Raw genomic sequence first — 24,842 nt, forward strand, 5'->3', positions numbered from 1 at the left:
AGTCCCCCGACGACGACGAAGGCGGGCGAACTGCTGCGGGGCGAGACCACGGGGTGGGCCGCCCAGCTGACACTGACCGGGCCGGACGAGGTGTCCGGCCTGTTCGGACCCGACGAGCAGGCGGTGGCCCTGGTCCGCGCGGAGATCCCGGAGGGACTGCGCGCGCTGGCGCCCCGGCGCCCGGAGGCGGGGACCGGGGGAAAAGCCCGACGGGTCGACGGTGGTGGCACTGGTTCCGGCCGCCCCGCTGGTGGCGCTGACCCGGCGCCGACCCGGGCGTCGTTCGAGGTGAGCGGCGAGGCGCGGGGACTGTCCGGCCGCGTGTCGGTCGACCTGCGGGGGACGACCCTGCGCGTGGCGGTGGACCTCACCGTCGACTCGCGCCGGTTGCACGAGGTGATCGAGGTGCCGCTCTTCGGCAAGCCGGACTGACCCGCGCGCGCCTCTACACTGGTCGGCGCCGAGCAGAGGGAGGCCCCGTGGAGATCCGCCCGGTGCGCAGCGCCGACGCACCCGCCGTGACCGCGCTGCTCGTCGAACTCGGCTATCCGGACAACACCGAGGCCGGGGTGCGCCGCAGGCTCGCGCGGTGGTCGGGTACCGAGCACGGCGCCGCGTTCGTCGCCGAGTCCGGGGGTCGTGTGGTCGGTGTCGTCGCGGTGGCCGCGATCCCGTTACTGGAGCGGGAAGGCGCTCTGGGGCGGATCGTGGCGTTGGTGGTGGACGAGACCCGGCGCGGGAGCGGGGTCGGACGTGGACTGGTCGCCGCGGCCGAGGCGGCCGCGCGGGAGCTGGGGTGCGTCGTCATGGAGGTCACCAGTTCCCGGCACCGGACCGGCGCGCACGCCTTCTACCGCGCACTGGGCTACGAGGACTGGTGCGACCAGAAAGCCCGGTTCGTCCGCGAACTCGGCGACCGACCCGCGGCGTCGCCGGTACCGGACCCGACCCCCTGACCTGCCGGGCCAACTGGGCGTTCGCAAGTGGACGCCCGGCGTTCACCGGCTGATCCCCGCCCGCGGTTAACCTGACGGCGGCTGCGGGAGGGGCGGGGTATGGAGTTGCGGCATCTGGTCTCGTTCCTGGCCATCGCCGAGGAGTTGCACTTCGGGCGCGCCGCCGCGCGGCTGCACCTGGCCCAGCCCTCGCTGAGCCAGCACCTGCAGCGGCTCGAGCGCTCCGTGGGGGTGGAGCTGGTCAGCCGCAACTCCCACGAGGTCCGGCTGACCCCGGCGGGCGAGGCGTTCCGCGAGCTGGCCAGGGACGTGGTCGCCCGGGTCGACAAGGCGGCGCACGCGGCGCGGGCAGCGGCAGCCGGGCGGGCCGGGACGATCCGGGTCGGGTACAACTTCCCGGCCGGGCAGCGGGTGCTGCCCGGGGCCTTGGCCACCCTCGCCGCCCGCTACCCGCTCATCGACGTCGACATGCAGGAGATGCGGACGGGGCCGCAGCTCGCGGCGCTCGACGACGGCCGGATCGACGTCGCGATGGTCTACGGGAAACCCACGTCGGCCCGGCTGCGGCACCGGCACCTGCTGAAGGTACCGCTGGTGGCCGTGGTCGGGGTCCGGCACCGGTGGGCGGGCCGGGAGAAGGTGCCGTTCGGCGAACTGGCCGGGGAGTCGTGCATCCTGTTCGCCCGGGCCCAGTCCGCGGCCATGTACGACGCGATCTTCTCCGCCGCCGAGCGGTGCGGCATCCGGCTGACCGTGGCCGAGGAGGTCGACGACCCGGGCGCGACCGGCATCCTGGCCTCCGTCAAACCCGTGGTCGGGTTCGCCTCGGCCGCGCGCGCCGCGAACGTCGGCACGTCCGCGCAGACGGTGGTGGTCAAGCTCTACGACCCCGTGCCCACCCTCGACCTGTACGCGGTCTGGGTGGCCAACGACCACGCGCCCCTGGTGGCCGCGTTCGTGGACTGCCTGCCACCCGCCGACTGAGGTCACTTCAACCCCGACCGCACGAACGCGTTGACGATGTGCCGCTGCAACACCAGGTACAGCAGGAAGACCGGCAGGCAGGTCAACCCGGCGGTGGCCATCAGCGGACCCCAGTCGTTGCCCTCGGTGCCCATGAAGCTGCGCAGCCCCAACTGGACCACGTCGTTGCCGCGCCGCAGGACCAGCGCGGGCCAGAAGTACTCGTTCCACGCCGTGATCGCCAGCAGGATGCCCAGCGCCGCAAGCACCGGCCGCAGCGTCGGCACCACGACCGTCCACAGGATCCCCCACGACGACCGGCCGTCCATCCGGGCCGCGTCCAGCAGTTCCTTGGGGAAGCCCATCAGGTGCTGGCGCAGCAGCAGCACGCCCATCGCCGAGCACAGCGTCGGGATGATGACGCCCGCCAACGTGTCCAGCAGGTCCAAACGGGACAGCAGCACGTAGTTCGGCAGCATGGTGACCTGGAACGGCACCAGCCAGGTGCCGACGAACATCAGGTACAGCAGCTTCTGGAACCGGAACCGCCACGCCGCGAACGCGTAGGCCGCCAGCAGCGCCACCAGCAGCTGGCCCAGTGCCGTGAGCACCGCCATGACCGTGGTGTTGACGAGCATGCCGACCATGTCCGTCTTGGCGAACGCGTCGGCGTAGTTCTCCAGCGACAGCGGCCACGGCAGCACCGAGAGCGAGTACACGTCCTCCGGTGCCCGCAGGGACGTCGCGTAGAGCCAGTAGATGGGGAACACGCAGGCCACGCTCAGCAGCGTGAGCACCACGTGCCCGGCGATCGACCGCGCCCGACCGCTCTCCCCCACCGCCTCGTCGTCCACAGGGGACACAACAGCCGCCGCAGTCATCGCCATACCTCTAGTCGTCGTGGTGGCTGAGTCGGTCGGACAGCAGGACCAGCCCGGAGGCGAGCACCACGAAGCCGACGAAGAACAGGACACCGGCCGCGGCGCCCAGGCCCGCGTCGTAGCTGTGGAAGCCGTAGTCCCACAACAGGTAGTAGATGTTGGTCGTCGAGCCGGACGGGCCGCCCTGGGTCAGGGTGTCGATCAGCGGGAAGGTCCACTGCGCCGACAGCAGCACCGTCATCAGCACCAGGAACGCCATCGTCGGCGACAGCAGCGGCAGCGTGATCCACCGCGTGACCTGCGCCCGCGACGCCCCGTCCACCCCGGCCGCGGCGGCGTAGTCCGGGTTGATCCCGGTCAGGCCCGCCGAGACCACCAGCACCGCGAACCCGACGATGTGCCAGCCGGTGATCACGATGATCGCGATCTGCGCCGGACCGGCCTCGTGCAGCCAGTTGATCGGCGACCCGACGACCTTGTCCACCACACCGGCGGTCGGGTCGAGCAGCCACTGCCACACCGCCGCGCCCGCGACCGGCGCCACCAGCATCGGCGCGAACACCATGGCCCGGTACACCGCGCCTGCCCGGCCGCGCACCCGGCGCGAGAGCAGGCCGACCAGCACCGGGATGACCAGGGTGAACGGCAGCATGCCGAGGATGACCACCAGCGTCCGCCACAGCGCGGCGCCCAGGTCCGGGGTGTCGAGCAGCCGGGTGTAGTTGTCGAACCCCACCTCGGTGATCGGCGAGGTGGGCAGCAGGTTCCAGGAGTGGAACGACAGCTGGAAGGTCTGCGCCAGCGGCCGGTAGGTCCAGACGACCAGCAGCACCAGTGCGGGGGTCAGGTACAGGTACGGCGGCAGCGCCCGGAGCAGGCGCCGCCACCACACCGGTCGGGCGGCGGGCCCGGCCGCGACAACCCGCGGCCGGACCAGCTCGACCTCGACGAAAGCACCGGCGGTCGTCATCACCAGATCCCGATGACGCGCTGGAACATGGCCAGCCGCTCGGTCTCGTCCACGTCGTAGACGGCGGCGGCGGGCGTGACCGGGACCGCGGTCGCCACGATCTGGTCACCGAAGACATCGATCCGGGTGAACGCGGCGTGCGCGTTGCCGCGCAGCCGCCCGGCGGGCGGCACCGGGACCACGCCGTAGGCGAGCGCGGGCCCGATCCACACCGGCACCCCGGCCACCGAGCCCGCCCCCGCGAGGTGGGCGTGCCCGGTGACCACGAGCCGGGTGTCGGTGCCCGCGATCACCTCGGCGAACCGGTCGGCGTCGCGCAGGCGCAGCAGGTGCACGGTCGGCACCGGCGACGGCAGCGGCGGGTGGTGGGCCACCACGACCGTGCCCCGCGGGGCGGGCTCGGTGAGCACCTTGCCCAGCCAGTCGAGCTGGGCGGCGGACAGGTGCCCGTCGTGCTTGCCCGGTTCCGAGCTGTCCAGCACCACCACGCGCAGACCGTCCACGTCGAACACCGCGTCGTACTCCGCCGATGACTCGGGGACGCCGAGGAGTTCCGTGCGGAACGCGGTCCGCTCGTCGTGGTTGCCCACCGCGCAGATGACCCGCGCGCCCAGCCGCTCGGCGGCCGGGTCGATGAGGTCACCGAGGCGCCGGTAGGACTCCGGTGAGCCGTTGTCGGTGAGGTCTCCGGTGAGCAGGAAGGCGTCCACGCGCATCCCCGACGCCTCGATCATCGCCAGCGCCGCGGCCAGGTTGGCCGAGGTGTCGACGGTGTCGTGCATCAGCGCCCCGGCGGGCATGATGTGCGTGTCGGTGAGCTGGACCAGGGTGAGCTCGGGACGGATCCCCGCGGCTGGGTCGGTCACCGGCCGCCGCCCGGCACCAGCTTGGCCAGCTCGTCCTGCTTGCCCTTGAGCGTGCTCGGGTCGGCGCCCTGGAACACGACGCTCTCCACCGCGGACATCATGCCGTCGCGGACCTGCACGTAGTCGTCACCGGGGAAGGACACCCACGGCTCCATCTTCGCCAGCTGCTCCAGGTTCGGCTTGATCAGCGGGTTCTTGTCGGCCCACGGCTTGAGCGCGGCCGGGTCGTTGACCAGCTCGGTGCGCAGCGGCAGGTAGCCGATCTTGGTGGAGATCGTGGTGTACGCCTCCTCGCTGGTCAGGAACTTGATCAGCTCCCAGCCCGCGCGCTGCTTGGCCGGGTCCTTGGCGAAGACGAACAGCGAGGCGCCGGAGTTGGTCGGCACGACCGGCTTGCCGGTGAACGCCGGGAGCACGGCCGAGCGCAGGCCGGTCTTGAGGCCCTTGCCGAAGGTGCCCTGCAGCGCGCTGGACTCGACGATCATGCCGATGTCGCCGCGGGCGAAGCCCTCGGTGCCCTGCTGCTGGGTGCGGTTGGGCATGGCGCCGGACTTCACCATGGCCTGCATCGCGGTGACCGCCTCGACCGACGGGGCCTCGGCGAAGCTGAGGGTCTTGCGGTCCTCGGAGACCACGCGGCCGCCGTTGGAGCGCACGATCGACTGGAAGCACCAGTCCTTCGAGGACTTGGTGAGGCAGTCGACGTAGACGCCCTCCTTGCCGGTCTTGCTCTTGAGCGCCAGCGCGGCCTGCTCGACCTCGGCCCACGTCGTCGGCGGCTTGGCCGGGTCGAGACCGGCCTGGGTGAACAGGTCGGCGTTGTAGTAGAGCACCGGGGTGGAGAACACGAACGGCACGCCGTAGGTCTTGCCGTTCCAGTCGCCGAGGGCGCGGGCGGTCTTGGCGTACGGGTACTTGGCGCCGTCGAAGTTCTTCTGCACGGCGTCGCGGCCGACCAGGTCGTCCAGCGGCGCGGCCTTGAGCTGGTTGACCGAGAAGTCCAGCTCGCTGAAGCCGAGCTGCGCGACGTCCGGCGGGTTGCCGGTGGCCAGCTGGCTCTGCAGGCTGGAGACGGTGTCGGTGGCCGGGTTCGCGCTGTTGCCCTGCGGCTTCTGCGGGGTGACCTTGATGTTGGGGTGCGCGGCGGTGAACTTGCCGATCAGCTCGGTGAACGTGTCGGTCCACGCCCCGGCCTGGCCGAAGTTGTAGCTCTCGAACACGATCGAGACCTGCTGGCCCGCGGCCAGCTCGGGGATCACGGTGGCGGGGGCGGAGGACGGCGCGGCGGTCTCGCCGCCGAGCCCGCAGGCCGACAGCGCGGTCGCGCACAGCAGCGCGACACCGGCGCGCGCCAAGGACAGCTTTCTCACGGGGTGCTCCTGGAGGCGGATCAGGTGGGGTGGTGCGGCGAACTCGACAGGTCGAGCGGCGGTGCGAGCTGCAGGGTGACCCGGCGGGCTAGATCGGGGACGGTGCCGGGTGGGGAAGGGGGGGCGGGTGGTGGGAGAAGGACGGCACCGGCTGCCATGCCAGCCTTCGACCACTTCCGGGGTCGAACAGGTGCAGGTTCTCGGGGGCGGCGGTGAGGTGGACGGGGTCGCCCGCGTGCAGGCCGAGCGGGCGGGCACCGCGCAGGCAGAGCCGTTCGTCGCCGACGACGCAGTGCGCGACCTCTTCGCTGCCGAGGTTCTCCACGGTGCGGACCACACCGCGGATGCCCGCGGCGTCGGGGGTGGTGAGCCGCAGGTGTTCGGGCCGCACGCCGAGCGCGACCGGCCGCGGCGGCGTGTCGGCGGTGATGCCCAGCGGCAGGTCGAGATCCGCGGCGCGGACCCGGAGGGCGTCGCCGTCGGGCACGACCTCGGCGGTGAGCAGGTTCATCGGCGGCGAGCCGAGGAACCCGGCGACGAAGGTGGACTCGGGGCGGTCGTAGACCTCTTCCGGGGTGCCGACCTGTTCGAGCCTGCCCTTGTCCAGCAGCACGATCCGGGTGGCCATCGTCATGGCCTCGACCTGGTCGTGGGTCACGTAGACCACGGTGGCGCCCAGCCGCCGGTGCAGCCCGGAGATCTCCGCCCGGGTGCTGGACCGCAGCTTCGCGTCCAAGTTGGACAGTGGCTCGTCCATCAGGAAGGCGCCGGGGTCGCGCACCAGGGCGCGGGCCAGGGCGACGCGCTGGCGCTGGCCGCCGGAGAGCTCCTTGGGCTTGCGCGCCACCAGTTCCGAGAGGTCGAGCACGGCGGCGACCTCGGCCACCTTCGCCTGGATCTCGTCGCGGGACCAGCGGCGGGCGCGCAGCGGGAAGCCGATGTTGCGGGCCACGCTCAGGTGCGGGTAGAGCGCGTAGCTCTGGAACACGATGGCCAGGTCCCGCTCGCGGGCGGGCAGGTGGGTGATGTCCGCCTCGTCGAGCAGGACGCGGCCGTCGGTGGGGGCGAGCAGCCCGGCGATCATCCGCAGCAGCGTGGACTTGCCGCAGCCGCTGGGGCCGAGCAGCACCAGGAACTCCCCGTCGGCGACGTCGAGCCAGATGTCGTCGACCGCGGTCACCCCACCGAACCGCCGGGTCAGTCCCTGAAGGTGAATACGGCTCACGACTGTGCACTCCCGGAGCGAAGATGGGCCATCGAGCCCCCGACGGCCGGAAGTGCAGCAGCCATCCGTGTACGGACGATGAACGCGGGCGTCACCCAAGTGTCCCTTTGGACTTGTCCACCGCCGTTGATCAGCGGAAACACCCTCCGGGCCGCGGCCTGACGATCGTAAAACGCAATCGGGCGAGAGCGGGCGGTAGTTAGCGGGCGTTGTGGAAGATGACGCCCAGCACAGCGCGGCGTCCGGTGTGGACGGCGCTGACGCCGTGCCGCACGGCGACCCGGCGGTACCCGCGGGCGCCGGGGACGGGGCGGTGCCGGACGGGGAAGACGACGCCCTGGCCGGTGCCCGGGCGGGCGACCATGGCCCGGGACTGCTGCCGGGGCCGGTTCTCCACGAATACGCTCTCACCGCCGGTGAAGTCCTCGTCCGGGGTGCTGAGCATGATCGCGACCTGGAGCGGGAAGGTGAGGTCGCCGTAGACGTCCTGGTGCAGGCAGTTGTAGCCGCCGGGGCCGTAGCGCAGCAGCAGCGGCGTCGGCCGGTGCTGGCCGTGGTCGGCGCACTCGGCGAGCAGGGTTTCCAGGTCCTCGGGGTAGGCGCGCTCGTCCAGCCTGCGCGCCCAGAGGTTCGCCAGCCGGGCCAGGGGCGGGTAGAGGTCGCGCCGCAGTTTCGCCACGAGCGGGACGAGCGGGTCGGCGAAGTAGCGGTAGGTGCCGTCACCGAAAGCGTGCCTGGCCATGACCACGGTCGACCGGAAGACACCCTCCCGGTCGAACAACTCGATGATCTCCCGGCACTCCGCCGGTGATAGCAGCGGCGGCGTCACCGCGAACCCGGCTTCATCCACCTCGGCCGTGATCGCCGCCCAGTCCAGCTCACCCATGCCCACTCCGTTCCGTTTCCGGTTCTCCGAGGGCGAACACCGGCGTGGGCGAGCCGGTTGCACCGGGCCGACGAATGCCCGGAAATACGCCTTCCAGCTCGTGACCTGGCCGAAGAACCGGGCGTGTGCGCCGAGGCGAGTCGCGCGGGGAAGTCGAGGCGACCTCAGGCCGATTTCCACCGCGCACGCCGGTATCGCCCGAATGGCGGGCGCGGTCGAGCGGTCGGTGAATGTGGTGCCCACCAGGCCGGAATACGCCGTACCGTGGGCGGAGATCCACGTGGAGTCACAAAGGGCGTCGCAGGACGCCCGAGGAAAGGGGAGCGGCCCATGCCGGAGCCCGTACTGGTCTCGATCGCCGCGGCACTGGCGGCCAAATCGGTGACCTCGCTCTACGACCTGGTCAAGGCCAGGTTCGCCAAGCGCGGGGAGGCGGCGGCCGCGCTGACCGCGGCGGAGGGGGCGGCCCCGGACTCACCGCAGGTGGTGGCCCTGGCCGGGGAGCTGGAACGAGCCGCGCAGGAGGACCCGCACTTCGCCCAGGAGCTGCGCTCGCTGTGGGGCGTCGAGTCCTCGGGGCAGCAGGCCGCGCACGGCGGCGTGGTCAACCAGATCACCGGCAACGTCAGCGGGAAGGTGCTGCAGGCCCGCGACATCGAGGGCGGCGTGAGCTTCTGACGCCGCCTGCGGTTCGCCGGACCCGCCCGGTCCGGCGAACCACTGGTCGTCGACGACCGGGTGCCGTCTCCCGAGCACCCGGCGTCCACCCCGGACGGGGGACCGCGGCGGGCGCGCCCGCCGCGGTCTGTCCCGCTCAGCCGGAGAAAGCGGCCTTCTTGGCCTTGCCGCCACCGTTGGACTTCGCCTTCACGGTGTGCGCCTCTTCGAACGCCTCCACGACGGCCGACGGGATGCGACCCCGCTCGGAGATGTCGTGGCCGTTCTGCCGCGCCCAGTCGCGAATGGCCTTGGTCTGCTCCTTGGAGCGGGCGTCGCCCGCGGGCTTGGCCGCCGGGGCGGTGTGCCGCTTCACCCGCCCGCCGGTGCGACGGGCCGAGGCGACGAACTCGGCGAGCAGGTCGCGCAGCCGCGTCGCGTTCGCCTCATTCAGGTCGATCTCGTAGTTGGCCCCGTCCAGGCTGAATTCAACCGGGCGGATGTCATCGCCCGCCGACCCGTCGAGGTCGTCGTAAAGCTGGACGATGGTCTTCTGAGCCATAGGGCACCTCACTGCACACGGGGTGTCACGGGAATTGAAAACTTCTTCCCCACTTGCCGTGAACAGTACCCGCAACCGATGCCCGAGACAAATAGGCGGGCCCCAGGGGAATGTCTCGCGTGTCGCAGGCCACTGGCGCGAGCGGATTCGCAGGCGCGGCCGAACGGCCGAAAGCGCGGGCCACGCCCGCCATATCCGCCGGTCGCCACCGAGATTTCCAATGCGGACCCCACGCCGACCCCATTGCCCGAGCCCCGGCGCCCGGCGGGCGACCCGGAGTGCGGGGACGACAACCGGACACCATACGGTGAACTTCGGCAATGTCGGACCCCTCGTAGGCAATACGCCCACGACCGCGCTCCCGGCGGTCTCGGCCATAGCCGCGGCGAATGCCCGCGGACACCGGAAACACCGGCACCGCGACCCCCGCGACCGGCGGTGGGCACCGGCCGCGAGCCCCGGAGCAGCGCGGACCCGCCGAACCGGGCGCGGCGCGGTGGTCGCCGCGCAATTCGGCCACGCCCACGCACGCCACGGGTGAAGTTAACGTTTCACCTCGACGACCGTGGTGAAAGACGAACATCACAACACAACCATCACCGTACCGGGGATATCGCGGCGCGCCAGGCGCGAAAGCGGTCCCCGGTCGCGCTCCGCGCGCGGCGGGCGGGCGGGCACACCGCCCCCGGGTACCGGGGGGTCGATATGCGAACTGGATTGCCCCGGGCGGACAAACCCGGCTACGCTACAAGCGTGATCCGCGGGCGGCGATGATCCGCGTCGATCCACGTGCGAACGAGGGGAGGTGGAAGCCGTGATTACTCCGGTCCCGCGCTCCCACCGACCCCGCGCGCTCGCCTGATCCTGTCGGATCCGGGCGGCGAGATGGGGCGGGAGCACCCCACTTCTCGCAAAGGATCCCACCGTGACCGATCCGGTCATCCGCCCGCTGTCCGCGGGCGAGGAATATCTGTTCGAGTCCCTCTCCGTTCCGCCTCTGGTCGGCCGCCCGATGATGTGCACCGACTACCGCGCGCTGCTGGCGCGCGGTGAGTACCGTCCGGAATGGACCTACGTGGCGCTGCGCGGTGACACCGTCGTCGCCAAGGCCGCCTGGTGGGCCACCGCGGGCGACGCGGACCCCATCGCCCTCGACTGGCTCGACTTCACCGACCACGACGCGGCCGTCGCGCTGCTGCGCGCCGCCCCCTTCCGCGCCGAGTACGCCCTGCTCCTGCCCGTCGGCTGGGACACCGACCCGGAGGTCCGAGCCGCGGGCGAGGCCCGCCTGTCGGCCACCGAGGCGGCGGGCATGACGCGGCTGGTGGAGCGCTACCGGTACCGCTGGACCCCGGACCGCGGCCTGCCACCCCGCACCGGCAGGCTGACCTACCACCCGGAACCGGACGACGAGGTCTTCTTCGCCCTTTTCCGCGAGATCCACCAGGGCAGCCTCGACGCCCACTCCCGCCGCACCGTCGCGGAAGCGGGCCTGGACGCGGCGGCCAGGGAGGACCTGGACATCCTGCGGTGGATGCGCGGCCCCCGCGCCGGCTGGCGCGTGGCGCGGGACGAGAGCGGGGAAACGGTCGGGCTGACCATCCCGACGGCCAACCCGAACGACCCGGTGATCGGGTACATCGGGGTGCTGCCCGCGCACCGGGGGCGGGGGTACGCGTACGCCCTGCTGGTCGAGGCCACGCACCTGCTGGTGGCGGCGGGCGCGGACCGGGTCGCGGCCGCCACGGACGTCACCAACCTGCCGATGGCGGCGGCGTTCGCCAAGGCGGGCTACCCGGTCGTCCAACACCGGATCGACATGATCTACCCGAGCTAGCCCGCTGAACGGCGCCCTCGGTGGACCAACCCCACCAAGGGCGCTTTCCTCGCGCTGCCGGTGGTTCCCGAGTCTTCCGACGCCTGCCCGGACGGCACTCGAAGATCCATCCGGAATGGCAGGCCGGGAAAGGGCTCGTGAAATCCGGTAATGGCGTGGTCAAGAACGAGCACGCCGGAGAACCGGCGGTCGGGCAGGCGGCCCGAGCCGCTTCCGGCTACCAGGGGACGGCATTCGGTGCTGATCGCACCGGGGTAGCACGCCGGATCGCGATCCGGCGTGCGCGACGCACCGGGTCGGTGGCGGGACCGCCAGTCCCGCCACCGACCCGACTGCTAGTTCTTCTTCTCGAGGCTGGTGCCCAGGCCCTGCCAGTCGAGGACCGGGGCGGCCCAGTCGCGGATCGCGGCGAGGAGGCCGAGGCGGGCGGTGCGGACGGTCGGGTCCTCGGCCATGACGAGGATCTCGTCGAAGAACGTGTTGACGGGATCCGCCAAGACCTCCGCCGCCGGGACGAAGCCCGCCAGGCCCGGGGTGGTGGCGGCGCGGGCCTTGTCGAAGGCCTGGTGCAGCGCGGCCTCGGCGGGTTCGACCAGCGCGGCCGGGTCGTAGGTCGGCGCGGTGTCCGCGGGCACGATGCGGCGGACCCGCTGGAGGGCGGCGACCAGGGTGGCGAAGCCGGGGTCCGTGACCCGGTTCGCCAGCTCCGCCAGGGTTTCGTCGGCGAGCGCGGGCGCGTCGGCCAGCACGAGGACGGCGGCGACCTGTTCGTGCGGGTGCCCCGCGTCGAGCAGCAGCTGCTCGTAGCGCCGACGGACGAACTCGGCGACCTCGTCGAGCACCTCCTGGCGGACCTCGATGCCCTGCGCCCGCACGTGTTCGGCCGCTGTGGACAGTCCACGGGAGACGGTCAGGGCGCGCAGTTCGGGGAAGGCGCGGAGGATCGCGACGACACCGGCGCCCGCGCGGCGCAGGCCGAACGGGTCCGAGCTGCCGGTGGGCTTCGCGCCGACGGCGAACAGGCCCGCCAGCAGGTCGAAGCGGTCGGCCAGGGCCAGCAGCGCACCCGGCACCGTGGACGGCACCGCGCCGCCACCGGAGCGCGGCAGCTCCATGTCGTAGAGGGCCTGGGCGACCTCCTCCGGCTCCCCCGCGCGACGCGCGTACTCGCGGGCCATGGTGCCCGCCAGGCTGGTCAGCTCGATGACCATCTGCGACCCCAGGTCGAACTTGGCCAGCTCCGCCGCCCGCCGCAGCACGGGAGTGTCCGAATCGGACAAACCGCCGAACTCGACGGCGGCCGCGCCGATGCGCGCGGCGCGCTGGGCGACCGACCCGAGCCGCTCCTCGAAGGCGAGCTTGGCGATGCCCTCCTTCATCGTGGCCGGCGGGGTGGCCAGGTCGGCGCGCCAGAAGAAGCCCGCGTCCTCGTAGCGGGCGCGCAGCACGGCCTCGTTGCCCGCGCGCACGGTGTCGTGGTCGCAGTCGCCGTTGGCCACGGCGACGAAGTGCGGCAGCAGGCGGCCGTCGGCGTCGCGCACCGGCAGGTAGCGCTGGTGCTTGCGCATCACCGTGGTCAGGATCTCGGCGGGCAGGTCGAGGTAGGCCGGGTCGAACGAGCCGAGCAGGGCGTTGGGCTGCTCGACCAGGTTGGTGATCTCGTCGACCAGCGCGGACTCGTCGGCGGACACCGCGCCCCCCACCGTCGCGGCCAGCTCCCCCGCCGACGCGAGCACGAGCGCGCGCCGGGCGTCCTGGTCGACGGTGATGCCGTGGCCCGCGAGGAAACCGGGGTAGTCCGCCGCCGACGCGACCTCGACGACCGGCTCGGCCGCCGTCCGGTGCACGCGGGTCGTCCGGCCGGAGACCAGCGCGCCCGCCGCGACCGGCACCGGGGTGTCGCCGAGCAGCGCCAGCAGCCACCGCACGGGCCGGGTGAACGACAGCTTCGGGTCGTTCCAGCGCATGTTCTTGTCCGCGCGCAGCTCCGCGACCACCTCGCCGAGCACGCCGCTGAGCACCTCGACCGCGCCGCGGCCCAGGTCGGTGCGGGTGATGCCGACGTACTCGACGCCGTCGACGTCGACGCGGCGCAGGTCGGCCGGGTCGACGCCCTGGCCGCGGGCGAACCCGGCGGCGGCCTTGGTCGGGTTGCCGTCGGCGTCGAAGGCGGCCGAGGCGCGCGGGCCGCGCACGGTGCGCTCGGCGTCGGGCTCGACCGGCTCGACGCCGTCGACGAGCACCACGACGCGGCGGGGCGTGGCGCGCACGCGGACCGCGCCGTGGCCGAGGCGGGTGGCGGCCAGCTTCTCGGTGACGGCGCGCTCGACGGCCGACGCGGTCCGGGTCACCTCGTGCGGGGGCAACTCCTCGGTGCCGATCTCGAACAGCAGCGGGTGCGCGCCCTCGACGGCCGGGAACTCGGCGGGTGCCGCCGCGACCGCGGGCAGCTCGGCGGTGCCCAGCGGGTGCCCCAGCTCGGCGCGCCGCTCGGACCACAGCCCGGCGACCTCGCGGGCCAGGCCGCGCATGCGGGCGAACGCCTTGGCGCGCTCGGTGGTGCTGACCGCGCCGCGCGCGTCGAGCACGTTGAAGGTGTGCGAGCACTTGAGCACGTGCGCGTGGGCCGGGACCGGCAGCCGGGCGTCGAGCAGCCTGCGCGCCTCGGCGGCGTAGTCCTCGAACAGCCGCCGCTGGGTCTCCACGTCGGCGTCGTCGAGGTAGAAGCGGCTCATCTCGTACTCGGACTGGCCGAACGCCTCGCCGTAGGAGATGCCGGGGGCGTAGGCGATGTCCTTGAAGTGCGCCACGCCCTGCCGGGCCATCATGATCCGCTCGATGCCGTAGGTGATCTCCACCGACACCGGGTCCAGGGTCTGCCCGCCCGCCTGCTGGAAGTAGGTGAACTGGGTGATCTCCAGGCCGTCGAGCCACACCTCCCAGCCCAGGCCCCAGGCGCCGAGCGCGGGCGAGGCCCAGTTGTCCTCGACGAAGCGCACGTCGTGGGCGTGGATGTCGATGCCGAGCGCGGCCAGGCTGCCCAGGTAGAGCTCCTGCGGGTTGCCCGGGTCCGGCTTGAGCACGACCTGGAACTGGGTGTGGGTCTGCAGCCGGTTGGGGTTCTCGCCGTAGCGGGCGTCGTCCGGGCGGACGCTGGGCTCGACGTAGGCGACCCGCCACGGCTCGGGGCCCAGCACGCGCAGCACGGTGGCCGGGTTGAGGGTGCCCGCGCCGACCTCGGTGTTGAACGGCTGCACCACCATCGCGCCGCGCTCGGTCCAGTACCTGGTCAGGGCCAACAACGCGTCCTGCATGGTCAGCACGGCGGAAACCTCACAACTCGGGGGCTGGGCTGGCGGGGTGCCCGCAGTCTAGGAGGTGACCACCCGGTGGCTCCCGGTCGCGTGCGCGGCGGGCGCGCGCACCCGCACGGACGCGCTGGTTCACCCACACGTGACGAGCCGAAATACCGCAGGTGCTCAATCGTGCGGTACCTCCATCACCTTTTCGAGTGAGCGAATTCCGACGTTTCTCACCGCGATCGGTCACGCTCAGTGAGACTTGTCGCCCGACAAAGGGAGATATCCGCGGATGCCCGCAAATTGGCAAAAACCACCCAAGTGATCGTTTAGACTGGTCGCACGGCAGGCGGCGATGTCGCGTCGCCGGTTTCACCACCGTCGACCACGGCCCCGCGCTTTCCGCACAAAGCCCCAGCCAGTCACCCGATATCCCTGGGAGAAACACTTCCGATGACCCCTGTCGACACCCCAACGCGGTCGCCGCTGGCAGCCGAGGAGCCCCTGGCGACCGGGAGGACGATGGGCTACTCGCGCTGCGAGCTGTCCCGCGTCATCTGGCGGTCCAACGAGAACATGTTCGGCTCCGGCAAGGGCACGCTGATCCTCGAACTGGTCGATGACGTCGCCTGGGCCAGCGCGGCCCGGCACTGCGACGGGCACGCGGTCACCGTCGCGGTGCAGGACATGACCTTCTTCGCCCCGGTCTGGGCGGGCGACATCGTCACCGCGTCCGCGCAGGTCGAGGGCACCGGCCGGACCTCGATGGACATCGGCGTGCACGTCAGCGCCCGGCGCGGCTTCGGCGGCGGCGAGCCGGTCCAGGTGGCCGAGGCGCACCTGGTCTTCGTCGCCGTCGACGACGACGGCGCCCCCCGCGCGGTGCGCCCGGTGCACCCCGAGACCGACGCCGAGTACGCCCGGCACCGCGCCGTGGCCATCCGCCGGGAGCACGGCAGAGCACTGCGCGCCGCCCTCGCCGAGGTCGCCCTCCCCACGCCGCGATGACCGACGTGCTCCTCCGCGCGCCCGAGGTGGCCACCAGCGCGGACGACCAGGTGGAAATCGCGATCGCGTTCGTTCGCGAAACGCTCAACGAGGGCGATTACGCCGTTCTCGACTCCTTCGCCCATCCCGATATCCGGGATCTGTCCGACGTCCGAGTATTTGACGACGGAATAGCCGGTCTGCGCTTTTCGGTCGCCGCCGCGCGGCGCGCGATGCCCGATATCTACGCGCGCATTGTCAGCGCGCGGCGCACCGGTCCCGACACCGTGGAGACCCGGCTGGAAGTGTCCGGCACGTACGTCGGGTCGAACCTGGCGCCCAGCCAGCGGCAGGGCCGCCGGGCGACGTGGCGCCAGCACCACCTGTGGTCCTTCCGGGGCGCGCGGGCCTGCGCGCACCTGGGTTGGGTCGACAGCGCGGCCCTGCGCGCCGCCCTCGGCGACCCGTACTAGAACTGCCGTCCCTCCGGTCGGCGCCCACCGACCGGAGGGACGAGCCCGGCCCGGGGTACGGGCGGCGGCGCCCACCGCGCCCGGTTCCCCGCTCCGCGTCGACCCGGCACCCCGGTGCCGCAACCCGGGTCCGGGTCGACTGGTCACAACCGCACTTCCCACTCGAGCCCGACCGGTGTCGTCCGGTCGGGCTCGTCCGCGTCCGCCCGGGCCCCGCCGGGTGGCCGCGGGGCTCAGCCCGCGAGGCGGTGGTCGTGGGTGCCCGCGCGGCGGCGGGACAGCGCGTGCCGCGGCGGGTGCGGCCACTGGGTGACCTGAGCGGTCGCCTGCGCGGGGACGGCGGGGGTCGCGGTGTCCCGCTCCGCCTCGCGGCGCGCGTCGCGCTCGGCGCCCGCGCGCTCCTCGACGAGGATGCGGTCGACCAGACCGGAGGCGGTGCGCAGCCGCCACACCACGATGGCGAGCACGGCGACCGAGCCGATGATCCACAGCAAAGTCATGGCGATGTCGATTCTTCCGCAGTGGAGCCCAGGTGGGGGGCGAGCGCGTGCGGTCCGGACGCTCGCTGGTCCCACGGTGGGCACTGTTGCCTCGTCCATCGCACCGACCCATAACATCAGTTACCGGTCGTAGCCAAAGACAACTGACTCACAACCAAGATTCACCCGTACGTCGTACACATTGAATGATCAAGTAACACGATCTTGGCCAAGGTCGTTGCTCGTCACCGCTTCGCGCCCGAGTGAGGATGCACCGAACGCCACACCGGGTGTCACACACGGTGATGTGACTACGGCATAGCGGAGAGTGACCGCCTGCGTCTGCCCCGGGGTCCACCGGCCGAATGACGTCCGCGGCGGGCGACTGCACAGCCGGACCGCCCGGTCCCGATCCCGGGTGAACCGACCCCGCGCACGGCTCGTGTCACTGCTGAATCCGCCCCGGCCGGGAGCCCGGGGCCAGCCGCCAGATCGGGGAGTCAGATGAACCGCGAGCACGTCCTGTCCGCCGCCGCCCTCGTCGCCGCCGGGGCCTTCGCCCTGTCCGCCTGCGGCGGGCCCGCCGCTTCGTCCACTGTGGACAACCAGCCCGCGCCCGCCGCCGCGGCGCCGCGGGCCGACGCGGAGCTGCCGGACGACGTGTCGTTCGTCGCGGGCACGGCCCGCGCGAACGGCGCCGCCCAGGGCACCGGCGACTGGGCCACCGGCGCGGACGGCAGCGCCAACTCCGCCCCGGCGGAGACTTCGCGCAAGTGGGTGCAGCTGCGCGCGAGCCGGGCGGGCGAACTGGACCCGGTGGTGGTCAACGGCGCGGGCCTGACGCTGTACCGGTTCGACAAGGACACCGCGAGCCCGTCGAAGTCGAACTGCGCCGGCGACTGCGCGAAGACCTGGCCGCCGGTCACCGTGGCCAAGGGCGCCAAGGTGTTCGTCGCGGGCGTGCCGAAGTCGGCCGTCGGCTTCGTGACCCGCGACGACGGCAGCCGCCAGGTCACCATCAAGGGCTGGCCGGTCTACCGGTTCGCCAAGGACACCAAGGCGGGCGACACCCTCGGGCAGGGCGTCGGCGGCACCTGGTTCGGCGTCACGCCCGACGGCGAGAAGGCGGGCGGCCCCGCGCAGGAGCCCGCGCCCGCCCCGGACAGCGGCCGGAAGGCGACCAGTGTGGTGCTGTTCGACGAGCCCCGGTTCAGCGAGAACGGCGCCGCCGAGGGCACGGCGGGCCCGGGCTGCAAGAACCTGGCCCGCCCGCGCACGGCGTCGTCCCTCTCGGCGCTGGGGTCGCTGAAGCTGTGGTCGGAGAAGGACTGCAAGGGCAAGTCGGTCGTGGTCGACGGAGACGTGCCGGACCTGGCGAAGGTGCAGTTCGACAACCTGGCGACCTCGGTCTTCTTCGGCTGACACCGCCGGTAACCTCGCCGCATGGCGGCGGCGGAACCTCCGAAACGCATCTACATCAGCCACGGTCTCAGCGGCGCCGGCGTCCTGGCGCCGCTGAGGTCTGCTCTGCTCGGCGCCGGGTACGAGGTGCTGGAGGACAGCGCGACCCCGAGCGGGAACCTCGAAGCGGCGCTGCGAGCCATGATGGCGAACGCCGACGGCGCCGTCGTGATCGTGACCCCCGGCTCACTCCGCTCGCTTGCGACCGCCCGCGAACTCTCGGAACTGCGCGGACGCGCACTGCCCGGCTTCCCGGTCGTGGCCTTGCTCGGCGAGGACATCGAGCTCGCGGACGTGCGATCGGCCTCGCATTCCTGGCTGACCCAGGTGGTCGTGCTACCCGCCAACGAAGTGGGCGCGGCGATCGCGGCCCTGGATGTCGCCTTCGAACCCGCGAAGGCGCCCCGGGTCCTGGCCGAGTCGTCCTACAGCGCCACCCGGGCGCACCTGGTGGGCGCCCCGGTGACGTCGGTGGCCATCGGGGCACTGGAGGGGCAGGTCGCGGTCTTCGCGGGAGCCGAGGACGGCGAGATCCACGGTTGGCAGGTCGAGGGACCGCTGCACCACCGGACTACCGGCTCGGTCGGGGCGGTGTGGTCGATCGCCGTCGATCCGGACCGCCCCGAGGTGCTGTACAGCGGTGGTCAGGACGGTTCCGTGCGGCAGTGCGTGCTGCCGGATGCGCCCAAGGCCCTGTACCAGCACGACGGCATCGTGAACGCGGTGGCGGTCAAGTCCGGCGGTCAAGTCGCCAGCGGTGGTGATGACAACCAGGTAGTGCTCTGGTCACCGGGCGACTCGAAGCCCGTCCGCGCGCTGAGCGACGACTTCGTCACGGCGATCGCCTTCGCGGGCAAGCATGATGTGCTCTTCTTGTCCGACCGGACTTTGCGCGCGTGGCGGCCCAATGAGGTGCTGGCGCTCGCCACTCCAGCCACGCCGACCGCGATCGCGCGCTCCGGAACCACCGTCGTCGTCGGCCACGACGACGGCACCGTCGAGACTCGTGATCAGCGAACCTGGCACGCGTTGACCTCCTGGCGGTTCGAGGCGCCGGTCGAGTCGGTCGCGATCGCTGGCCGGAGCGTGGCCGTGGGGGACGAGCGGGGAACGGTGTGGCTCTGGGAGACCGACACCAACCACATCCACCGGCTGACCGGGCACACCGGCGCCGTGCGCGGGGTGGCGCTCGGCGAGCTGTACGGGGACCTGTTCGTCGCCAGTGGCAGCGAGGACGGGGAGGTGCGGATCTGGTCGCGTCCGCAGACCGACCACGTCGAGTGGGTCGGGGACGCGCCCGCCGACGAGGACTGGTTGCAGCGCAAGCCGTTGGCTCGCGTGGTGGCGCAGCGGTTGCGGCGGGTTGACGAGCGGGAGCCGGGGAGTTCGTTCCTCGTGCACATCGATGCCCCTTGGGGCGCCGGGAAGAGCACGCTGCTCGGGTTCCTCCGGAAAGACCTCGATCAGGACTTCACCACCGTGCCGTTCGACGCCTGGCGGGAAGCCGGAGTCGGGCCCGCCTGGTGGGCACTGCTGACCTCGTTGCGAACAGCGGTGCGCAAGCAGCGCAAATGGCCGGGACGGGTATGGCTGCGGATCACCGAATCCCTCGCGCGGCTGCGGCGAGTCGGGGCCCCGGTCGTCCTGGCCTTCACCGTGCTGCTGGCTGTGGCAGGTGGTGTGCTGTGGTGGTTCACCGACTTCAAGGGCGCCACCGAGATCGTCAAGACCATCACCGGCGGCCTCGTCGGGCTCAGCACCCTCTGGGCCGGAGCCCTTGTCGCCAGCCGGTTCCTGCTGTGGGACTCGGCGCGCGGGGCGCGGTTGTTCGAGCAGTCCAACACGAACCCGATGCTGGAGGTCGACCGGCACTTCGGCTGGTTGATGGCCCGCTCCAAGCGGCCGGTGGTGTTCCTCATCGACGACCTCGACCGCTGCAAGGAGAACTACGTCGTCGAACTGCTCGACAGCGTCCAGACCCTGATCCGCGACACCGGCCCGCCGAACATCCACTTCATCGTGTCGGCCGACGGCGCCTGGCTGCGCGTCGCCTACGAACAGGCCTACGAGCGGTTCAGCACCCAGGTCGCCGAACCCGGCCGCCCGCTGGGCTACCTCTTCCTGGACAAGTTCTTCCAGCTCCGAGTACCACTCCCCGCGGCGGACCGGCCGCAACGCGAAGGATTCCTGCGCCGCCTGCTGCGCGGCGCCTCGGGCGTGGACGCCGCCGTGCGCGCCGAGGAACAGCGGGTCCGGGCGTCGCTGAACCAGACCGTGACCGAGGACGACGTGGTCTCCGCGCTGTCGTCCGCGAGCCCGGAAGTCCGGGGCCTCGTGGCGGAGGACGCGCTGCGGCGGCTCTCCTCCCCCGAGGCCGTCGCCGCGACCGAGCACAGCCTCCAGCGGTTCGCCGGGCTGCTCCCCGCCAACCCACGCGCGATGAAGCGGTTCGTGAACACCTACAGCGCGCTCCGCGCGGTCCGCACCCTGGAAGGCAGTGCGGTCCCCGTGGAAACCCTGGCCCTGTGGACGATCCTCGAAACCCGCTGGCCGGGCCTGGCCGAGCACCTGCGGCGGTGCCCGGACGCGGTGGAGAAGGTCGGCGCGAACCCCGAGGACGTCCCCGAGGAGTTGCGCGCCGTCTTCAGCGAGCCGGGCGTGGTGGCGTTGGTGGGATCGCAGCGGTGGGGTGCGCTGGGCGCGGCCGAGATCCGCGCCTGCGTGGGGAACCCGTAGTCACCTCGTGTTGCACAGGGCCACCGGGGCACCTTCCGGTGTGGTGCACGGGATGAAGCCCGCGTCCTTGAGCCGCAGCCGCGCGGTGGAGTTGTCGTGCAGGTACTCCGCGAAGGCGCCGAGCGCGGTGTCCTTGGCCGGTTCACCCTTGGTGTAGAGGTACTCGACCGTCCAGAACGGGTAGCCGGTGTCCGAGACGCCGACCGAGTCGAAGACCTTGCCGTTGAGGGTCAGCGCCTTGAGCGAGCCCCGCTTGCGGACCTCGGCCACCGTCGGCGCGTCCGCGTAGCCGATGGCGCCGGGGGTGTCCATGACGGTGTTGGCGATGTCCTTGTTCGACCGGAGTTCGCACCGGACGACCTTCGCGGACGGGTCGCGGTCCTTGGTCTGGCAGTCGTTGGAGGACAGGGCCGGTTCGGCGCGGCCCAGGACGCTGCCCTCGAACAGCTGGCGGGTGCCCGAGTCCGAGCCGCGCCCCACGATGCGGATGGGCCGGGAGGGTCCGTCCGGGTCGAGCTGCTGCCAGTCGGTGATGGTGCCGTCGAAGATCTGCTTGAGGGTGCTGGTGGGCAGGTTGTCCACGGGGACGTCCTTGTTGACCACGACGTGGTACAGCACGATGGCCAGCTGCTGGGACCGCAGTTGCGGGTGCGTGCCGGAGTAGCGGCCGTCCGAGAGGGCGCCGTGCGTGCGCGCCTGGTCCGGTTCGAGCGCGGCCAGGTCCCGGGCGCCGCCGATGCTGCCGCTGGACGTCGTCGTGATCTTGGTGTCGCCGCAGCGCGCCGTGTAGTCCCCGGCGATCAGGCCCATGGTCGGGATGAACACGCTCGACCCCTCGACGGACACCTCGCCGGACACGCAGTCGTCGCCGACCGGCGGTGAGGCCAGCAGCAGGCTGGCCATCAAGAACACGGTCAGCACCAGGGCGCCGATGCCGGTCAGCCGCGCCAGGGTGATCCGGCGGGGGCTCTTCTCGTCCTTGATGATGCCGTTGTCGGCCAGCTTGCCCGAGGCGGCGATCTCCTTGCTGGTGTCGCCGGTCGGGTTGTCCTCGGGCTCCTCCAGCACCACCACCAGCTTGAACTTCTGCTTGCGGTGCAGCGAGAGGCGTTCCAGCCGCACGCCGTGCCACCGCGGTTCGGCCTCGGGCTCGCGCGGCGCGGGGGCCTGGCCGCCGATCCAGCGGACCATCCGCTGGGTCATCTTGTCCCGCACGGTGCCGAGGTTGTTGTCCCGCTCCTCGCGCGCGGCGCCCGCGGTGCCGCTGTCGTGGCGGAAGAACCGCAGGCCCTCGCGCAGTTGCTCGCGGACCTCGTCGGACCCGGCCTCGGAGATCCGCGCGTTCCAGACCACCCGCTTGCCGAAGGTGAAGGTGAGCGGCTTCTCGAAGTCGTCGGCGCTGATGTCGTAGCCACCGGTGTTGCGGATCCGGATGACCACGATGCTCAACCGGTCCATCAACCGCGCGAGGGTGCCGAACTGGCCCGGTTGACCGGACTGGGCGCCCTGCTCGTCGGCCAACCGCTCCGGCCCGAGGCCGATCTTGGAGTTGTAGTGCACGCGGTAGCTGACCCGCTTGCGGCGGATCAGGAACCGGTCGACGAACGGGGTCGCGATCAGCAGCACGATCCCCAGCACCAGGTTCCCGGCCCCGAGGAAGTCGAGCACCGCCCGCAGCGCGTCCCGGATCTCGGTCACGACACCCTCCCCTGCGCGCCCGATCAGGCCGCCAGCGTAGTGACGGCGCGGGACCGGGACAGGGGTAAGCGCCAGCCGTTCATGGCCGGTTCAGCTCAACGTTTCTTTGCCGGTGCCCGAACGGGGCCGGGTCCCCGGGATCGGTCAGTCGGTGTTGTTCGACTTGCGCAGGCCGAAGAACACCAGCGCGATGACCACCGCGAAGGCGACGAGCCCCAGGACGAACCACACCCACTTGGGCATGCCGGTCTCCGCGGCCTGCGCGGCGGGCGCCGAGGACGGGGCGGGCGCGGTCGCCGCCTGCTCGGCCGCGGGCGCGGTCACCTCCGGGGCCGCGGGCGGGCTGGTCGGCTCCGGCGGGGCACCCGCGACGGACATGGTGAACTCGACCGCGCCGCCGACCGCGTGGCCGTCGTCCGAGGTGACCCGGTACTCGATCTTGTACGCGCCCGCCGGACCCACCGGCGTGACCGGGACCGTGACCACGCGACCCGCCGCGACCGGCTTCCCGACCGTCCAGCGGACCGCCTCCGGCCCGGTGACCGCGACGGAGTCGGCCTTGGGGTCGATGGTGACCGCCTCGGTGAAGGTGAGCTCCACGGTCGCGGGCAGCGCGGACACCGTGGCCCCCTTGGCGGGGTTGCTGGACTCCAGCTCGGTGTGCGCGGACGCGGGCAGGGCGGTGCCCACCAGGGTGGCGCCCGCGACGAGCAGGGCGGCTAGGACACGGCGCAGGGACATCAGGGGGACCTCTCTCGGCTTGTCCACCGGAACCGGGACGGGGACCGGTGCACACGGGGGACCGGAGCGTAGCCGACCGAATGTGAGACCGGCTTGTAGTCGGGCGCTGGTGTGGTGACACCGGGCCGGTGGGTGGGCGCGCACGGACCGGCTCGGTGTGACCTGTGCAGAGGGTCGGCCGCGGGGGCGGCGGAGTTCCCGGCCCCGCCCGATCGGGTCGGACGCGCGCTCAGCCGGTGGTGACCGGGATGGCCTCGACGCCGTAGACGATCGAGGTCTTGCGGAAGTCCAGCGCGGACTCCGCGGTCGCCAACCGCAGGTCCGGGAAGCGCCGGACCAGCGCCGGGTAGGCCGCGCGCAGCTCCATGCGGGCCAGTTCCGCGCCGATGCAGCGGTGCGCGCCGTAGCCGAAGGCCATGTGCTGGGTCGGCGCGCGGCGCGGGTCGAAGTCGGTGATGTCGTCGCCGAGCACCGGGTCGCGGTTGGCCGCGCTCAGCGAGCAGACGACCAGGTCGCCCTTGCTGATCCGGGTGTCGGCGACGTCGAGGTCGTGCCGGGCGAAGCGCGGGAACGCGACCTGCACGACGGTGAGGTAGCGCAGCAGCTCCTCGACGAACGGGCCGGTGGCCGCGTCGTCGTCGCGGACCAGGGTGCTGGTGTCGGGGTCGCGCAGCAGGATCAGCGCGCCGAGCGCGAGCATGCTGGCGGTGGTCTCGAACCCGCCGGTCAGGATGCCGTCGGCGAGCCCGGCCAGCTCCAGGTCGTCGACCTCGTCGCCGTGCTCGCGGATGATCATGCCGAGCAGCCCGTCGCCCGGCTCCGCGCGCTGGGCCTTGACCACGCCCTTGAGGTACTCCAGCGACTCGGAGATGGCGCCGAGCGGGGCGCCCGCGCCGCCGAAGAGGTCGAAGCGGGCCACCGCGAGGCGCTGGAAGTCCTCGCGGTCGGTGTAGGGGACGCCGAGCAGCTCGCAGATGGTCAGCGACGGGATCGGCAGCGCGAAGTGCTCGACCAGGTCGACCGGGCCGGGCTCGGCGGCCATCCGGTCCAGGCAGCCCGCGACGATGGCGTCGATGCGCGGGGCCAGCCGGGAGATCCGGCGCACGGTGAACTCGGGCGTCAGCAGCTTGCGCAGCCGGGTGTGGTCGGGCGGGTCGGCGAAGCCCAGCCCGCCGGGGGTGGTGTCCCGGCTGCCGACCAGCTCGCCGAGGTGGGTGTAGTCGTTGCTGAACGCCCCGGTGTCGGCGAGCACCTGCTTGCACTCCGCGTGACCGGTCACCAACCAGATGTTGACCTCGAACGGGATGGGCAGCCGGGTCACCGGCCGCTCCTCGCGGATCCGGTCGAGCTCGGCGGTGGGCACCAGGCCGTCGCGGCGCAGCGGGACCAGCGCCGCCTCCGGCAGCAGCGAGAGCACCCGGTTGCCGTACCGGCGCAGCAGGAAGCGGGCCAACGACGTGCGCGTCAACCACGACGCGACGTTCCCGCCGACCGTCCGAATGAGACCCATGGCGACCTCCCCCGAGACGCTTGTCGCGGCCGACCCTACCGAAGCCCCCTGGCCGCTCTCAGCGCCCTCTCAGCGCGCGGACCACCGGCATGACCGAACTCACACAGCCCTCACACCGTGCCCGCACGGGTCTTCACCCGCCGTGGTCGACAACGCACTCCGGTCCGGTTTGGAGGATGACCGGTCCGGTGCGGACCGGACCGGGCCACTGGCTCGATGGCGGAAATACCTGCCTGCATTCGGTTGACCACCGTTGTCGACCACCGCACCGCCGGGCAACCATGC

At 72.1% G+C, this 24,842-nt stretch carries 21 protein-coding genes; 9 read left to right on the forward strand and 12 right to left on the reverse strand.

Features of this window, described 5'->3' with window-relative positions; all coding sequences use genetic code 11:
- The first annotated feature begins 90 nt into the window (after window positions 1-90).
- The 3 genes from V5P93_RS31835 to V5P93_RS31845 all read left to right on the forward strand — a co-directional run bounded on the left by V5P93_RS31835 (window position 91) and on the right by V5P93_RS31845 (window position 1,940).
- Window positions 91-432, forward strand: a complete 342-nt coding sequence (locus tag V5P93_RS31835) for a hypothetical protein (protein WP_104482277.1) — start codon at window positions 91-93, stop codon at window positions 430-432.
- A gap of 47 nt (window positions 433-479) precedes the next feature.
- Window positions 480-956 (forward strand): GNAT family N-acetyltransferase, encoded by a 477-nt coding sequence (locus V5P93_RS31840; RefSeq protein WP_104482276.1) that lies wholly within the window; start codon window positions 480-482, stop codon window positions 954-956.
- A 99-nt stretch (window positions 957-1,055) separates the two neighbouring features.
- Window positions 1,056-1,940: a LysR family transcriptional regulator gene (locus tag V5P93_RS31845; RefSeq protein WP_104482275.1), complete on the forward strand. Its 885-nt coding sequence runs from the start codon at window positions 1,056-1,058 to the stop codon at window positions 1,938-1,940.
- Between the two features lie 2 nt (window positions 1,941-1,942).
- Here the strand turns inward: V5P93_RS31845 and V5P93_RS31850 are convergent, their stop codons facing one another.
- The 6 genes from V5P93_RS31850 to V5P93_RS31875 form a co-directional block, all read right to left on the reverse strand.
- Window positions 1,943-2,800, reverse strand: a complete 858-nt coding sequence (locus V5P93_RS31850; RefSeq protein WP_104482286.1) for a carbohydrate ABC transporter permease — start codon at window positions 2,798-2,800, stop codon at window positions 1,943-1,945.
- A gap of 10 nt (window positions 2,801-2,810) precedes the next feature.
- Window positions 2,811-3,770, reverse strand: a complete 960-nt coding sequence (locus tag V5P93_RS31855; protein WP_245931640.1) for a carbohydrate ABC transporter permease — start codon at window positions 3,768-3,770, stop codon at window positions 2,811-2,813.
- Window positions 3,770-4,636: a metallophosphoesterase gene (locus V5P93_RS31860; RefSeq protein WP_219824142.1), complete on the reverse strand. Its 867-nt coding sequence runs from the start codon at window positions 4,634-4,636 to the stop codon at window positions 3,770-3,772. Before V5P93_RS31860 ends, V5P93_RS31855 begins: the two co-directional genes overlap by 1 nt.
- Window positions 4,633-6,006 carry an ABC transporter substrate-binding protein gene (locus V5P93_RS31865; RefSeq protein WP_245931639.1) on the reverse strand — a complete coding sequence of 458 codons (1,374 nt, stop codon included), beginning with the start codon at window positions 6,004-6,006 and terminating at the stop codon, window positions 4,633-4,635. The genes V5P93_RS31860 and V5P93_RS31865 overlap by 4 nt, the downstream gene beginning before the upstream one ends.
- 88 nt (window positions 6,007-6,094) lie before the next feature.
- Window positions 6,095-7,231, reverse strand: coding sequence for an ABC transporter ATP-binding protein (locus V5P93_RS31870; protein ID WP_104482274.1), 1,137 nt, complete (start codon window positions 7,229-7,231; stop codon window positions 6,095-6,097).
- Window positions 7,232-7,430: 199 nt separating this feature from the next.
- Window positions 7,431-8,117 (reverse strand): 2OG-Fe(II) oxygenase, encoded by a 687-nt coding sequence (locus V5P93_RS31875; RefSeq protein ID WP_104482273.1) that lies wholly within the window; start codon window positions 8,115-8,117, stop codon window positions 7,431-7,433.
- A gap of 330 nt (window positions 8,118-8,447) precedes the next feature.
- Between V5P93_RS31875 and V5P93_RS31880 the strand changes: the two genes are divergently transcribed.
- Window positions 8,448-8,795 carry a hypothetical protein gene (locus tag V5P93_RS31880; RefSeq protein ID WP_104482272.1) on the forward strand — a complete coding sequence of 116 codons (348 nt, stop codon included), beginning with the start codon at window positions 8,448-8,450 and terminating at the stop codon, window positions 8,793-8,795.
- A 136-nt stretch (window positions 8,796-8,931) separates the two neighbouring features.
- Here the strand turns inward: V5P93_RS31880 and V5P93_RS31885 are convergent, their stop codons facing one another.
- The gene (locus V5P93_RS31885) at window positions 8,932-9,336 is read right to left on the reverse strand and encodes an Lsr2 family protein (protein ID WP_104482271.1); all 405 of its coding nucleotides are present in this window, start codon (window positions 9,334-9,336) and stop codon (window positions 8,932-8,934) included.
- 925 nt (window positions 9,337-10,261) lie between these two features.
- Here V5P93_RS31885 and V5P93_RS31890 point away from each other — a divergent pair.
- The gene (locus tag V5P93_RS31890; RefSeq protein WP_104482270.1) at window positions 10,262-11,173 is read left to right on the forward strand and encodes a GNAT family N-acetyltransferase; all 912 of its coding nucleotides are present in this window, start codon (window positions 10,262-10,264) and stop codon (window positions 11,171-11,173) included.
- Between the two features lie 335 nt (window positions 11,174-11,508).
- On the opposite strand, the gene V5P93_RS31895 is transcribed toward V5P93_RS31890, so the two are convergent.
- Complete coding sequence (locus V5P93_RS31895; RefSeq protein WP_245931641.1) at window positions 11,509-14,487, reverse strand: glycine--tRNA ligase; 2,979 nt, start codon at window positions 14,485-14,487, stop codon at window positions 11,509-11,511.
- Between the two features lie 438 nt (window positions 14,488-14,925).
- Here V5P93_RS31895 and V5P93_RS31900 point away from each other — a divergent pair, with 438 nt between their 5' ends.
- Together V5P93_RS31900 and V5P93_RS31905 are read left to right on the forward strand one after the other, a co-directional pair.
- Window positions 14,926-15,480: an acyl-CoA thioesterase gene (locus V5P93_RS31900; protein WP_104482268.1), complete on the forward strand. Its 555-nt coding sequence runs from the start codon at window positions 14,926-14,928 to the stop codon at window positions 15,478-15,480.
- Window positions 15,477-15,932, forward strand: coding sequence for an ester cyclase (locus tag V5P93_RS31905; protein ID WP_104482267.1), 456 nt, complete (start codon window positions 15,477-15,479; stop codon window positions 15,930-15,932). Before V5P93_RS31900 ends, V5P93_RS31905 begins: the two co-directional genes overlap by 4 nt.
- A 233-nt stretch (window positions 15,933-16,165) precedes the next feature.
- Here V5P93_RS31905 and V5P93_RS31910 read toward each other — a convergent pair whose 3' ends face one another.
- On the reverse strand, window positions 16,166-16,432 hold the full coding sequence (locus V5P93_RS31910; RefSeq protein ID WP_104482266.1) for a hypothetical protein: 267 nt from the start codon (window positions 16,430-16,432) through the stop codon (window positions 16,166-16,168).
- Window positions 16,433-16,915: 483 nt separating this feature from the next.
- Between V5P93_RS31910 and V5P93_RS31915 the strand changes: the two genes are divergently transcribed.
- Window positions 16,916-17,833, forward strand: coding sequence for a hypothetical protein (locus V5P93_RS31915; protein WP_104482265.1), 918 nt, complete (start codon window positions 16,916-16,918; stop codon window positions 17,831-17,833).
- A gap of 21 nt (window positions 17,834-17,854) precedes the next feature.
- A complete protein-coding gene (locus V5P93_RS31920) occupies window positions 17,855-20,608 on the forward strand; it encodes a P-loop NTPase fold protein (protein ID WP_104482264.1) in 2,754 nt (917 codons plus the stop codon).
- Here V5P93_RS31920 and V5P93_RS31925 read toward each other — a convergent pair whose 3' ends face one another.
- From V5P93_RS31925 to V5P93_RS31935, 3 genes are all read right to left on the reverse strand, one after another.
- Window positions 20,609-22,306: a PstS family phosphate ABC transporter substrate-binding protein gene (locus V5P93_RS31925; RefSeq protein WP_104482263.1), complete on the reverse strand. Its 1,698-nt coding sequence runs from the start codon at window positions 22,304-22,306 to the stop codon at window positions 20,609-20,611.
- A gap of 144 nt (window positions 22,307-22,450) precedes the next feature.
- Window positions 22,451-23,047: a copper resistance CopC family protein gene (locus V5P93_RS31930; RefSeq protein WP_104482262.1), complete on the reverse strand. Its 597-nt coding sequence runs from the start codon at window positions 23,045-23,047 to the stop codon at window positions 22,451-22,453.
- A 229-nt stretch (window positions 23,048-23,276) separates the two neighbouring features.
- Window positions 23,277-24,557, reverse strand: a complete 1,281-nt coding sequence (locus V5P93_RS31935; protein ID WP_104482261.1) for a cytochrome P450 — start codon at window positions 24,555-24,557, stop codon at window positions 23,277-23,279.
- Window positions 24,558-24,842: the final 285 nt, after the last annotated feature.

This window comes from Actinokineospora auranticolor (assembly GCF_041897805.1).
Classification (GTDB): domain Bacteria; phylum Actinomycetota; class Actinomycetes; order Mycobacteriales; family Pseudonocardiaceae; genus Actinokineospora; species Actinokineospora auranticolor.